The sequence below is a fragment of the uncultured Ruegeria sp. genome, from assembly GCF_947489545.1.
GTDB lineage: Bacteria > Pseudomonadota > Alphaproteobacteria > Rhodobacterales > Rhodobacteraceae > Ruegeria.
Genome location: NZ_CANLDZ010000003.1, coordinates 37,916 through 51,320, shown reverse-complemented (window position 1 = coordinate 51,320; position 13,405 = coordinate 37,916). Strand labels below are relative to the sequence as shown.

At 54.8% G+C, this 13,405-nt stretch carries 9 protein-coding genes; 5 read left to right on the top strand and 4 right to left on the bottom strand.

Features of this window, described 5'->3' with window-relative positions; all coding sequences use genetic code 11:
* Nucleotides 1–22: 22 nt before the first annotated feature.
* Nucleotides 23–1,273 carry an FAD-binding oxidoreductase gene (locus Q1B13_RS05180; RefSeq protein WP_299078040.1) on the bottom strand — a complete coding sequence of 417 codons (1,251 nt, stop codon included), beginning with the start codon at nt 1,271–1,273 and terminating at the stop codon, nt 23–25.
* A complete protein-coding gene (locus Q1B13_RS05175) occupies nt 1,270–2,403 on the bottom strand; it encodes an enolase C-terminal domain-like protein (RefSeq protein ID WP_299078037.1) in 1,134 nt (377 codons plus the stop codon). The genes Q1B13_RS05180 and Q1B13_RS05175 overlap by 4 nt, the downstream gene beginning before the upstream one ends.
* Before the next feature lie 98 nt (nt 2,404–2,501).
* Between Q1B13_RS05175 and Q1B13_RS05170 the strand changes: the two genes are divergently transcribed.
* On the top strand, nt 2,502–3,422 hold the full coding sequence (locus tag Q1B13_RS05170; RefSeq protein ID WP_298932828.1) for a LysR family transcriptional regulator: 921 nt from the start codon (nt 2,502–2,504) through the stop codon (nt 3,420–3,422).
* Here Q1B13_RS05170 and Q1B13_RS05165 read toward each other — a convergent pair.
* Entirely contained in the window at nt 3,383–5,077 is a 1,695-nt protein-coding gene (locus Q1B13_RS05165; RefSeq protein ID WP_299078034.1) for a thiamine pyrophosphate-binding protein, read from the bottom strand. The two genes, Q1B13_RS05170 and Q1B13_RS05165, sit on opposite strands and share 40 nt — an antisense overlap.
* Before the next feature lie 110 nt (nt 5,078–5,187).
* Here Q1B13_RS05165 and Q1B13_RS05160 point away from each other — a divergent pair, with 110 nt between their 5' ends.
* The 4 genes from Q1B13_RS05160 (at nt 5,188) to Q1B13_RS05145 (ending at nt 10,340) form a co-directional block, all read left to right on the top strand.
* A complete protein-coding gene (locus Q1B13_RS05160; RefSeq protein ID WP_299078031.1) occupies nt 5,188–5,886 on the top strand; it encodes a GntR family transcriptional regulator in 699 nt (232 codons plus the stop codon).
* 3 nt (nt 5,887–5,889) lie between these two features.
* Entirely contained in the window at nt 5,890–6,600 is a 711-nt protein-coding gene (locus Q1B13_RS05155; protein WP_299078028.1) for an aspartate/glutamate racemase family protein, read from the top strand.
* Between the two features lie 419 nt (nt 6,601–7,019).
* Nucleotides 7,020–8,801, top strand: coding sequence for an adenylate cyclase (locus Q1B13_RS05150; protein WP_299078025.1), 1,782 nt, complete (start codon nt 7,020–7,022; stop codon nt 8,799–8,801).
* Between the two features lie 99 nt (nt 8,802–8,900).
* Entirely contained in the window at nt 8,901–10,340 is a 1,440-nt protein-coding gene (locus Q1B13_RS05145; protein ID WP_299078022.1) for a phosphatidic acid phosphatase, read from the top strand.
* On the opposite strand, the gene Q1B13_RS05140 is transcribed toward Q1B13_RS05145, so the two are convergent.
* Nucleotides 10,337–13,162, bottom strand: a complete 2,826-nt coding sequence (locus tag Q1B13_RS05140) for a hypothetical protein (RefSeq protein WP_299078020.1) — start codon at nt 13,160–13,162, stop codon at nt 10,337–10,339. The two genes, Q1B13_RS05145 and Q1B13_RS05140, sit on opposite strands and share 4 nt — an antisense overlap.
* Nucleotides 13,163–13,405: the final 243 nt, after the last annotated feature.

Sequence of the window (13,405 nt, the reverse complement as noted above, 5' to 3'; positions counted from 1 at the left end):
CGATGTTTTTCACCGGTCTGTCTTATGTTGTGAAACGCGAAGGCGCATAGACGCTCATATCCGTGTTCGGGGTTCTGCACGCAATCATTTGCGCCAACAGGCGTCCAGTCTTTGGCCCGCCCGTCAGACCAACATGATGATGTCCAAAGCCCATATAGGCCCCTTTGATACCAGGTACGTCGCCAATGATCGGGATCGAGTCAGCCGGAGCGGGTCTGTGCCCCATCCATTCCACTTCCTCCTTCCATGTCACGCCGGGAAACGCGGCCCGGGCATTTTTTCGCATCAGGTCAAACGGAGCGCGTGATGGCGCCGCATCTAGACCGCCGAATTCAACGATTCCTGCCAGCCGAATGCGTCCGTCCATTGGCGTCGCCACAAACTTGCCCGCGGCCACCATAACCGGGCTACGCGGCATGGCAGAAGGCTCTACCAATTCAATATGATAACCGCGTTCGCTTTCCAGAGGAACTGAAACTCCTAGTCGCTTGGCCAGTGGGCCAGACCAGACCCCCGCCGTGACGATGGCCGTGTCACACGCGATCGTTTCCCCACCGGCTCGCACGCCAGTGACTTGTCCGTTTTCACGAACGACGTCTTCGACATTGGCCCGCATGATCTTGCCACCGTTTGCTTCCACATGCGCGGCGAGATCTTTAACGTAGCGCCCCGGATCGGTGATGTGTCCGTGATCCGCCAGCTTTGCGGCGAAACCGATATCTTCGCTAAAGACAGGATCGTAGGCTTGAAAGGCCTTGCCCTCCAGCTCTTCCCAGTGGAAGCCATGCTTGCGCCGGATTTCCCATCCAAAGGCATCGCCTTCGAAATGGGCCCGGTTTTCATACAAGAACAGATAATCCGACGGAACGATCCACCTTTCGGCGATCGTGCCTTCGGCCAGCGCTTTGTGGTCGTTCAGGCTGTCTCCGATGATGGGCGTCAAGGCGGATGCGATGCGGTCAACGTCTGAAGCGTTGGCATGGCGCAGGTAGCGCATTAACCAAGGGACCAGCTTCGGCAAATACCCCCATTTCAGAAACAATGGCTGCGACGGGCTGAGGAGCATTTTCGGGGCTTTCTTCAAAAGACCCGGAACAGTCACCGGCACGATCGAACACGACGCCAACACCCCGCCATTCCCGTGCGAGGTACCCTCGCCCGGGCCTTCCTTGTCGATCAGGACTACATCATGGCCATCCCGCTGCAGCCAAACGGCAGCAGAAACACCGACAATTCCTGCGCCGATGATAGCGATTGTTTTGGATTCACTCATGCCGCCACCGCCTTGGCCACGGCATAGTGGTCAAGCTTTGTGACGTCTGGCTTGCCCCCCAACCCTGGCCCATCAGGGACAACGACATGACCATTTCTTACATCGAATGGTTCCTCCAGAATATCCTCTCTCAGAAAGTACGAAGCCTGATAGAACTCACAGCCCAGTGTGATTTCAGGCGTTGCGGCGATCATGTGAGTGCCGGCCAAATGCGCCAATCCAGCCTCGAACATATCGCCACCATAGGCGCTAAGACCATGCGCCGCGGCGATGCGGGCAACTGTTTGACCACGTGTCAGGCCTGCGGATTTCATTATCTTGACAGAGACACCGTCACAAATACCGTCTCGGGACGCGCGTTCCATGTCTTCCGGACCAAAGACGCTTTCGTCGGCCAACAGGGGCACGTCGATCGTCTGACGTAGATTTGCCATCAGGTCATAGTGATGAGCCCGTACAGGTTGCTCGATGAAATCGGGATGGAACTGCGCAACGTCCCGCACTTGTGCTGGTGCGTCTTCAATGGCAAGCCCTTGGTTATAGTCCACGCGGACAGAAAAATCAGGATAATTTCGGGCCAGGCTTTCCAGGCGCATGATGTCAAAGGCATGATCTTTGAACCCAGTCTTTAGCTTGACGATCCGGACGCCATCGTCCCGCAACCGTGCCAACAGTTCGATGTCCTGAGTAAAATCAGGATTGGCGATCGAACAGCTTAGCGGGATGGTTCCACGGTACTTGCCACCCAGAAGCGACCAGACTGGCACCGCGCTGATCCTACCAGCTAAATCCAGCAATGCAGTTTCCAAAGCGGCTTTGGCCTCGGTGCAATGGGCCACCGCATAGGCGGCACGCGCCATGATCGCCGCCCGATCCCCGACTTTCGCACCGACGACAAGAGGCCGCAGATACCGGTCGAGTGCGGCATAGGTCGCTTCTGGCGTGCCTGTGAACACTGACCAGGGCGAGGCCTCGCCATATCCTTCACTGCCATCTTCCGACCTCAGGCGCAGGATCACGACCTCACAAACACCTTCGACAGACCCGATACCGTGATCTCGGCGGGACGTTACTGGAAGTTCCAGATGCCACAGGTCGTATCCGATTATTGTTTGTGTCAGATCGCCCATTCTTCCTCCCAGCGATAGAAATCAGCCTGCCTTGACGTCCATATCATTTCAAATACTATATTTTTGATACTTCATCAGAAAAAGTGATGGGATAAACAGTGTCTCTAAGGTTTCGGCAGCTGCAGGCCTTTCACGCGATCATGGAAACCGGAACCGTGACTGGTGCGGCGTCTGTGCTGGGCATCTCGCAGCCGGGCATCAGCAACCTGCTTGCACAGCTGGAACGCGAAGCCCGCCTGCCCTTGTTTGAGCGGAACAAGGGGCGTCTATTGCCGACCCCCGAGGCAGAACTATTGTACCGGGAAGTAGATACGGTCGTTCGGGGTCTCGATCATGTTGCACAAGCCGTGTCAGACTTGCAGAACAAACACCCCGGACAGTTGCAGGTCGCCTCACCACATCTTCTGTCCTTCGGTTTCATGCCGCGAGAGATTGCGCGCTTTGCCAAATCACGGCCGAACCTGTCCGTCAGTTTCCAATCTCAGTATTCCTCGAAAATTCAGGAATGGGTGACCTCTGGTCTGTTCGAGATCGGCATAATCGAAATGCCTGTTCTTCACGACACCCTGAACTATCAGGTTTTTCAATTCGAAACCCTTGCGACCTTTCCGGAAGACAGTCCCTTGGCCGCCTATGATATCCTGACCCCTGAAATACTTGAGGACGAGCCCTTTATCGTCATGGGTCCCGAACATCAGACCCACCTCAAAACACGCGACATCTTTACGACGGCAGGGCGCACGTGGCGGACACAGATACACACGCATCTGTCCGAAAACCTCCTGAGCTTTGTCAAGCAAGGCATGGGTGTCGCGATGATTGATCCATTTACCGTCGCGTTCGACGGCGAAAGCGGGTATCAAACCCGACCGTTCCGACCGGCCGTGATGCTGGATCTGGCGATAATCACGGCAAAAGGACGCCCGTTGTCCGCCATCGCTCAGGAATTTCTGGCACAGTTGGTCCCGTCAATCGAGTCTTATGCTACCCATTCCGAAACCGGCGCCGCCGCTTCGTGAAGCGGTTGAGAATGGATGTCGACCAGTGTCGGCCCGTCATGTTCCAGCGCCTGCTTCAGAACACCGCGTAAGTCTTCGGGGTCTTTCACCGTCCAGGATTTGACACCAAAGGCCGATGCAACTGCCGCATGATCGGTTCGATTGAAATCAACGTTGTAATAGCGCTGACCAAAGCCGGCATTCTGACCGGCCTTGATCCAGCCAAACACCGAGTTTGAGAAGACGATCGAGGTGATTGGCATGTTGTGCCGCACCATCGTTTCAAACTCACCGCAGGCGAAGCCAAAGGATCCATCCCCCATCACCGCCAACGTTTTGACCAAAGGCCGTCCGACATGCGCGCCCATCGCAGCCCCCAGCGAATAGCCCAGCGCGCCATGCGCGCGATTGGTGATGAAATGCCTCCCCGGCTTGTGCCAGCGATAATGCGCACTGAAGTAAGGGCACGGTGTTCCGGGATCAGCGACGACAATCGCATCATCATCCAATACTCCCATTAGATCCGCCATTACGCGTTCGGGCCGGATAGGTGTATCCCGACTGGCTGCGAGTGGGGCAAAAGCCGCCATCTTGGCCTTCCACGCCGCAGAGGCTTTGGCTGCTCCGCCCAAACCGGACAGATCCTTGCGCGCTTCCAAAGCGCGCGCCAAAGCCTCCAACGCCAGTCGTGCGTCGGCGCAGATCGCAACCTCGGTCTGATAATTCGCCCCGATCACCATCGGATCGCTGTCGATATGAATGATTGTGGCGTCCCGCCCCGGGCTTCTCCAACGCTCGGTGGTGACAGATCCAGCGCGGCAGCCGATGAACAACACGACATCGGCGTGATCAACAACTTCGCGGGTGGCAGTTACGCCACCGTTTGACCCAACGACGCCCAAGGCCAGTGGATCGGTTTCGGCAATTGACCCCTGCCCCGACACCGTCGTGGCAACAGGCATGTCTAACACGCTCGCAACACGGCGCAGTGCGTCCTCCGCACCGGACAGAACCGGCCCGCCACCGCATATCGCGACCGCAGATTTGGCCCGCACCAGGACATCAGCTGCCGCCTCAACAGCGTCTGGGTCAGGCCCTGCACGCTCGGCCGGGTAGCTGCGATGGCGCGCATCTGCCCAGATCTCGGCCTCGTCCACTGGGGCTTTCTGTGTGTCAAACGGCAAAGCCAAATGTGTCGCGCCGGGTGTTCCGGTTGTCATCGCCCGAAATGCAGCCCGCACCATCGCAGGCAGACGCGCGGCATCGTCCAATGACGCATTCCACTTTGCCAGCGGCTTGAATAGCGCGGCCTGGTCAAGTTCGGTCAAAGGGTATTTCCCGCGGCTGGTCGTCGCCACATCAGAGGTAATCGCAAGAATTGGCACCGAGCTTTCATTGGCTTCGATAACCCCCGGAAGGATGTAAGTCGCCCCACCTCCTGACGGCCCTTCGCAAATGCCTGGCTTGCCGGTAACGCGGGCATATCCATCTGCCATATAGGCAGCATGGCGTTCATCCCGGGTCAGAATGTGTTGAATTCCATGATCCATCTGTGCCAGCGCATCATAGAACGGCAATGTCGTATCACCGCAAAGACCAAACATATGTTCCACGCCGTGTGCTTCCAGCATGCGCACCAAAGCCTCAGCACCAGTCAGATAGTTGGTCCCCGTCATAGCCTGCGATTCCCTTTACAATAATTGCACGCAGATCTGTATACAGTTTTGTATATTGATTTCAAGCTTGAGCTGTGGCACCTGTACTTTGACTGAAACAGGCGGGTTCTATGGCAGGTCCACGAGTTGATGATATCTATGATCAGGTAAAGGCGATGGCGGTTTCATTTCGTCTGCGACCAGGTGATCGCCTAAACGAAGTTGCCTTATCAAAAGAACTAGGCGTTAGCAGAACGCCGCTGCGTGAAGCGCTGAACCGATTGGTTGCGGAGCGACTGTTCGACTTTCGCCCCGGACAGGGTTTTTTCTGCCGCCCGTTGAATGCCCAAACCGTTTTCGATCTATTCGAACTGCGCGAAATCATCGAAACGGCCGCTGTTCGCGCAGCCTGCATGAAAGCCACCGATGATCAACTGACGGACCTGAAAGATGAGCTTTATGCGACCGGTATCGACATCACTGGCCTGACGGTTCAAGAGGCCGTCAGCCGGGACGAAGCATTTCACCTTGGGATCGCCCGTTTGTCTGGCAATGCCGAGCTATTGCAGACCCTGACGCGGATCAACGAACGCATCCGCTATATCCGCTGGATCTCGATGAGCCTTGATAGGGTCCAGCGTTCGAAGGACGAACACAAGCGGGTGATGCAGGCCCTTCTGGACCGCGATGCTGAAGAAGCCGCACGCGTCTTGGGTGCGCATATCACCAAGCGAATGGATCAAGTACAAGAGGCCGTGCGGTACGGTATCTCTAGCATCTACATGGAAGGGTCCGACGACATCTCGGGCCGTATCATCGAGGAAGCATAGGATATGATCGCAAAAGGTGGCAAATCGATCTATGGAGCGTCTGTTGGCATTCTTATGCTCGACGCCCAGTTTCCACGCATTCCCGGGGACATGGGCAATGCGCTGACATGGCCGTTTCCGGTGCTGTATCGTATCGTTCGAGATGCCTCGCCCGATTTGGTGGTCCGTCACCGGGCTGAAGGCATGCTGGACGCTTTCATCGAAGCGGCTCAGGATCTGGTCAAGGATGGCGTGGACGGTATCACCACCAATTGCGGCTTCCTTTCTCTCTTCCAGAACGAGCTGGCCGAGGCAGTGCCTGTGCCTGTTGCCACGTCATCGCTTATGCAGGTTGAAATGGTGAACCGCGTCCTTCCAGCCGGAAAACGCGCCGGAATTCTTACCATTTCAGCCAGTGCGCTGACCAAAGATCATCTCCAAAGCGCTCGGGTCCCCGACAACACACCAATTGGGTCAACCGAAGACGGATACGAATTCACCCGCGCGATCCTAGGCAACGAATTCGCACTAGACGTGGACAAAGCGCGCGCTGACAATGTCGACGCTGCGCTGGCCCTGAAATCAGACAATCCAGACCTTGGCGCGATAGTTTTGGAATGCACAAATATGTGCCCCTATGCTGCAGATATTCAACAGGCAACGGGGTTGCCGGTGTTTACCATTGTGACATTTGTCACCTGGTTTCAGGCCGGGCTTGTTCCGATCAAGTACTGAATCTCTTCGCCCTTGACGATACTAAGCAATGTATTCCAGGAAGTTGGGTGAATTGAGTTTCAAAATACGATTTCGTGCCCGTTTTGAATGGCCATGAGTTGCTTCTAGAAGCCCACTGTTTTCCGACGGTAACACCCTCATCTGTTCAGAAATACTCGGAGTTTGGCGCGCTCTGGGACTGTTTCTGAGCAGAACCGCAGCTCAGATTTCTTGTTGAAAAGTGGCAGACGACTTGATTCTGTCAATCAAGGCTGCTTTGGTACAGCCTTAATTTTATATTTATTTATTAACTTCAATGCCGCCTTATCGTTCACGCCTCCAGCACGGGCAAAAACCCCAACATGGTTGGGACTCAGTCACTATGCTAGTCTGAGCGCGCAGTTATGGTAAACCGGAAGTCTCAAAAGGTTATTTTTTGAATGGTAGGGTCTAAAGACAACGAACTCAGATTGCGAATTGCCGTTATTGCCTTTGCCGATGTGGCCAACTACTCGCGTCGCATTCGCGAAGATTTGGAGGGGACTGTGCACGCGTGGACGACGCTTCGCCAACAAGTCATTTACCCTACCGTGGCAACCGCCTCCGGCCGCGTTATCAACGAAGCTGGAGACGCGGCGCTGATTGAATTCCCCAGTGTGCGCACCGCAATCAACTGGGCGCTTGATGTTCAACGCTCAATGCGGGGCAAACGCAAATCCCACGCTGGTATGCGATTGCGTATAAGCATCAATGTCGACGATGTATTGGATGACGGTGAAACAATCCAGTCAGACGGGGTTGTTGTCACGTCACGAATTCACCAATTGGCGGCACCGGGTTCGGTTGTGGTTACGCAATCGGTGCGCGATATTATCCGAACCCAACCCGGCCTGACTTTCCGTGGGCTCGGCGCGCCTCAACTGAAGAACATCGATTTTCCAATTCGTGTCTACGCGGTGGAGGAACAGGCCGACAAGCGCGGCTTGGTCCGCCCGCATGCGAATTGGTCAACTAGGCCGACTCTGGCTGTGCTTCCGTTTGAAGTGTCCGGCGATGATAACCAACGTTATTTTGGCGAAGGCATTACCGAGGATATAATCACCGGTGTGTCACGCAGCCGTGCCATGTTTGTTGTCGCTCGCAATTCTACCCTACAGTTTTCCAAAGGTGACAAAAACTCCAAAGAAATCGCATCGGCACTCGGAGTGAAGTATCTACTCAACGGCTCAATTCGTCGACAGGGCGCGGTATTGCGCATCAACACCGAACTGGTTGACGTTGACCGCGACCGCGCTATTTGGCGCGAACGATTTGACGGCGTTTCCGAAGATATTTTTTCGTTCCAGGATCAAATCGTGTCCAGCATTGTCGCGACGTTGGAACCCAAGGTGCTCAACGCAGAAACGTCTAATCTGGGCACGCGCGCTACAGAAAACCTCGATGCGTATGACTGTGTACTTCGTGCATTGTCAGAGCTCTATCTGGCGAACGGCGAAAGCTATTTGCGTGCCCGAGATTATCTATCGCAGGCAGTGCAGCTTGATCCCGGATATGCCCAGGCGCATGCTTATCTAGCCTGGTGCCTTAACTTTATCATGGCAGAAGGTGCGTCCAAGAACATTGCCGACGATCGGAACCTTGCTATCCAATGCGCCCGCCAGGCGCTCAACCTTGATCCGGAGGATGCGCTTAATCTTGCGGTTCGTGCACACATACTTGGCCTCCATGAACAATCCCCAAAAGACGCGGTGGAATTGCTGGATGAGGCGTTGCAGTTGAACGAGAACTTGCCTGTTGCCTGGGGTCTCAGCGCTACAAATCTTGCGTATTTGGGAAATTGCGAAGAAGCGCGGGATCGATTGTTGAATGTCTGGCGGCTGACACCCTACGATCCCCTGAACTTTTTCTATCAGACGGCAGCAGGCCTAATTGAGTTTGTTGCCGGAGACTACGAACAGGCGATTACGCAGCTCAAGCGGGCCAATAGAAGAAAACCAAATTTTGTGGCTGGATTGCGCTTACTCGCCGCCTCGTTGGGAAACAACGGGAACCTGGTCGAAGCGCGAGAGGTCGCTCAGAAACTTATAGAACAGGATCCTGGTTTCTCGGTTCGGGATTTTGTGGCATGGTATCCCATACAAGCACCGGCCGCATTGGAGCAATTGGAACAAGGTTTGATAGCAGCCGGATTACCACCGGCCCACGTTCGAGAAGGCTGCTAATTGGTGCGGCTCAATACAAGCTATCGTTTCTAAGAAGGGGTTTAATTTAACAATTTATCGGCTGACATGCCGAAAAGCCGACAGAGGGGGTTATTGATCATGACATCTAGTGGTTCGCGTTCAGGTGCTGCAAACGGCCTTGGGGCCAGCCAAGGGCTGGGCCTGGGTTTGGGCTCGTCTCAAGGTCTGGGGCTTGGGCTTGGACTTGGTAACGGACTGGGTCTCGGCAATGGTCTAGGACTGGGCAATGGGCTTGGTCTCGGCAATGGTTTGGGATTGGGCAACGGGCTTGGTTTAGGTAACGGGCTCGGGCTTGGCTTGGGTAATGGGCTTGGCTTGGGTAATGGGCTTGGCTTGGGACTGGGGAATGGCGAAGGGGCAATACCCGTCGGAGCAGATGGCGGCATAGGCTTTGTAAGAAGCTACTACGCCACGCCAATTGAGCTGGCATTGCTGCCCTGGTCGCTGAACTTCACGCCCGATAACGCGGGCGTCCCGCCCTTCCCGCTGGATTTCATGATTAGCCCCTATCAGGACGAGGGCAAGGCACCCGTTCTGGCCTGGACCACCGAGGACTGGGATCCTGCGCTACGGTTCTGGACGCTACCCTTTGATGACCACCTGAATGAATGGCTTCGCGCGGCGGACCGGTCTGAACCAGCCACACTTGCAGCGCTTGAATTCGCCGGGCAATGGGAAAAATGGCATCCTGACTTCTTCAATGATCAGGCTGGAGGCGGAGAGGGCCCCGGCGCTGAGACATGGGTAACAGGCGCTGATCTGGCCTGGCGTTACGTCTTGAATAGCGGCGATACGAATGCAGAGAAAAAAGCAAAGTCCGAAGCCGCTTTTGCAACCATTCAAGTCGAACTTGAAACGCTTAAATACTACATGGAGGATGATCGCGCGAGCTACCTCGTGGAATGCGATGTGCAGGCTGATGGTCTGCCCGCCTATCTGATACATTTCCTTGGCGCGAACTCTTTCGATCACCCCTATACCCTCAAACTGATCGATCTTGGACTGGCGGTCGGAAACGTCGCCTATATGTCCTACAAAGCCTACTATAAACGTGTGCGACCATCTATATTGATGCCTGGCCTGACAGTTCCGTTTGGGCCGCCAGCGCATCCGGCATTCCCCAGCGGACACTCTTTCCTGGCATACTTCATCTCATTGCTTTTGCTTGAGATCCCGGGAATTGCATTCCGCTACGGTGTGCAGGTCGGCCCCAATCCGGGCAATGGAGATCTGCTTGGCAAGCCAGATCTTAGCTACATGATGCAAGCGGTAAATGACATTCACTCTCCGTTGCTTCAAATTGCGAACAGAATTGCGGTCAACCGCGAACGCATCGGCGTGCACTATCCCACTGACTCGTCTGCCTCGCGCCACCTTGCGTCTAATATCTGGTCGGACATCATGGCGAATGACATCATCTGTCCAACGGTTCACACGATCCTATCGCACGCAACAAGCGAGTGGCCAGCTGGTTGGGCCGATGCCGATGTTCAGGTCGTTCCAGCGCCCGGGCCCTAGCCGCGCCACAAACCTAGATTGTTGTCAGTGGCCACCAGATCGGTCAGCGCTCGGGGTGTCCCTGGCAAGTTGGGTGTGACGTCACCCGCCTCCACCTCAAGCGCGACCGGAAGTGCTTTCGCAGGGTCGGTGTTGGCATGATCATCTGCGCAACTGATTTCGAACAACAATACCGCGTTGTTTGTGGCCATCGCGTCTTGCACTTCTTGGTCCAAGTCGCCAGCGTCCGTTTGAGTTGATACTCCGGAAGCGATGTCTCCCAGTGGCAGCGAAAACACCCGATCTTCCCATTTCAAGCTACTCGGATTCTCATCCCAACCTGGTGTCGACGGATCGCCGCTCAGCTTGCCAATCCAAATCCTCAGCTCGACATTTTCGGCAGTCACACTGCCTCGATTGCCAAAAACCACAGCATTGGTCATCAACCACAACGGATCGACGCCCCAATCCAATGAAACCGGACGATAGCTGCCTGGCCCGTATTCAACCGGTCCAACAGAGGTGTCTTCCGTTTCGGGACGCCTATCGGCGACATAGATGTCCACCTCGGGTGGCACGCCTATGCCATTATGTGGTTTGGCAGGATCGGGCGGAAACATGCCCTGTGCTTCAAACGCCCAGCGCACAACCTTATTTGCCAACCCGCCGCGCCATTCCACAGGCTGAGTGCCGCCAAAGCGATAGTCGACGATTGGCAATGGCGACAGCGTTCCCACATCAGATTCTTGCATACCTGTTTGGAGGAATTCCGCCATCGAAGGCGATTGAGCAAATCCATCAATCGCCCGAACCAGCAGGTACAACGTCACGAACGAGGCGCGTTCACGCACCTTCTGGTCCGTCCCCTGCCCTGGGTTCCCCATTACATAAGTGTCGCCGCCCAAGGCGCGATACAGGCGAAACAGCGTCGATGACAAGATTTGCTCTGTCAAATAAGACTTAAACCGAAATCCTACTGAAGGCTCCGTCTCTAGCACGGAACGATTTAAGGTCCCATACCATGCCCACCCCAGCAGTGGTGTTCGATCATGGCGGCGTGTCGAAAACACAAAGGGATAAGTCACGCCGCGAAACGAATTTGCAACGCCGTCGCGTGTATCGGCGAGGCGCGAGATAGGATCGAAAGCAACCGCAGCCATGCCATCGCCCGGGCTGTGGCAAAAATCAAATTCCAGTTGCCCTATTCGAGCGGCCAGCAGATAATGTGAAAACTCGTGGAGCATCCAACGTCCGCTTGACGCTATCCCAAGTGGTTCTGCCCACTTTCGGCGGCCATCAGGCTGTACCGGCCTGTCCCAACGGTTCAGGTTGGCCAACGCCAGGTTCATCTCGATTGCTGGTTTCTCTGCCCCAATTTCAGGCTGTTGCGGCGGATCATATTTGACTTGAGCGTTTATCGTACGACCGCCGCCTCCGGGCCCGGGCGTAATGCCTGCTCGATAGAATATCCCGATATCCTTTTGTGCATGAATAACGAAACTGTCTGGAACAATGCCAAAGGCAGACAACATGCGAAAGAAATCAGCGGCGTTGCAGTAGGCGTTGAGTGCCGCAAATTCGTTGCTGCGAGGTGGGATGTCACCCAATTTGGCTGGCGGTATCGTTTTGACGGTTTCTCCGTTTGATGCTGCGGGCCTGTCCTCGGGGACAAGCTTCGGACACAGGCGAATTTCAAACCCATCACCTTCCAATTTAGCAGGCACTGGGCGATCAACGAAATACTCTTCCAGCATTGCGTCATCACGCGGCGGGCGTCGCAGTGTCCAGTCGTACTGCGCCGGCGGATCACTTGCGTCATGCCAACCCGACGGTGTTTGTACAAAAACACTGGCATTGTGCACGGCATGCGTTACCAACTCGTGTTTTGTTGTGCCGCTAATGATCAACTTGAGATCGGGACCCGTTGTGTCGACGCCAGAGATTTCTGATTGCACCTGAAAACCCAAAGAGGTGCCTGCCCTGGGTTTGCTTGCCCGAGCCTTTGATCGCAATGAAAACAAAGGACCCTGCCGGATCAAGGATTCCTCTGACACGATTCGAGGCCAGATTTCTTCAACAACAACAGTCTCCTCGCTTGTCCCTGACGAGGATGCAATGTCCGCGTCGAACCGCCCCAGCTTTGCGGCGCTGGTGAAACCATGGACTACTCTCGAATAGATTTCGCGATTGTCCTCTTTCAACAAAAAGAACTGTTCCGAAAAGCTTGTGTATCCCGGCAATGGCAGTTCTGCCGTCATTGTACGTATGGTTACTTTCAGACCGTCGGTGGAGTGCTCAACCGCCATCGGTATACGAAGACCCACATTGTAGGAAAAAACGTCGAGCCTGTTTTCGTTCTGCTGTCCTTCGGCGGCAGTGAGAATAATCGTGGCGGGAAGTTCGTGCGTTTTGGTGTCGCGAGATAAGTTCCATGACCCAATGAACTCTGGCTTTTGCCCATAGTTTTTTCCAACCGCTGGCCAAACAGGCAGCCATTGAATGTAGTTTTCCAGAAATAACGAAGGGCGTGACGGGAACAGCGCGCGTTCCCACGACTCTGGAAGATCCAACCCCTTGTCGACGTGATTATAATCTTCCAAAAATTTTTGCAGATGGCGCAAATAGTTGGCCGCCACTTCGCCAAGGAGTTCCGCCGTAACCTCGGACGCTCCTTCAATAACTGCCGAATATGGAACACCGATATGCGACGCACGTCGCGATGGGCGGCCAGTTTGCGGAAACTGTTTTTCAAACGTGAGCCAGCGCTTGTATTGGCCTTCGGGATATTTGTTGTAAGGGCCAGGTGGCCAAGCGGGATTTTCGACATCAGGATTTTTTGACAATATGGTTCTCCAGAAAATTGCAGGTATTAAAAGAACACATTGACCTCATTGTAGCTGAAATTCCTCTCGCTCGATAGAAGGCGAAGCTCTGGTCAATGTGTGACGAACCACAGCTATGGCGGAATGACAGCGTAATTGAGCCTCCGCATCGTGATTTAGGTCTCTTTAACATTCTGGAATTATTAAAAATTAGTACTCTCGCATGTGGAGCCCCGGATATCAGACCTGCTTTCCGAATTTACC

Coding starts and splice junctions, on each gene's coding strand:
- Q1B13_RS05175 (WP_299078037.1), bottom strand. CDS start 2,403: ATGGGCGATCTGACACAAACAATAATCGGATACGACCTGTGGCATCTG.
- Q1B13_RS05180 (WP_299078040.1), bottom strand. CDS start 1,273: ATGAGTGAATCCAAAACAATCGCTATCATCGGCGCAGGAATTGTCGGT.
- Q1B13_RS05145 (WP_299078022.1), top strand. CDS start 8,901: ATGACATCTAGTGGTTCGCGTTCAGGTGCTGCAAACGGCCTTGGGGCC.
- Q1B13_RS05150 (WP_299078025.1), top strand. CDS start 7,020: ATGGTAGGGTCTAAAGACAACGAACTCAGATTGCGAATTGCCGTTATT.
- Q1B13_RS05160 (WP_299078031.1), top strand. CDS start 5,188: ATGGCAGGTCCACGAGTTGATGATATCTATGATCAGGTAAAGGCGATG.
- Q1B13_RS05165 (WP_299078034.1), bottom strand. CDS start 5,077: ATGACGGGGACCAACTATCTGACTGGTGCTGAGGCTTTGGTGCGCATG.
- Q1B13_RS05155 (WP_299078028.1), top strand. CDS start 5,890: ATGATCGCAAAAGGTGGCAAATCGATCTATGGAGCGTCTGTTGGCATT.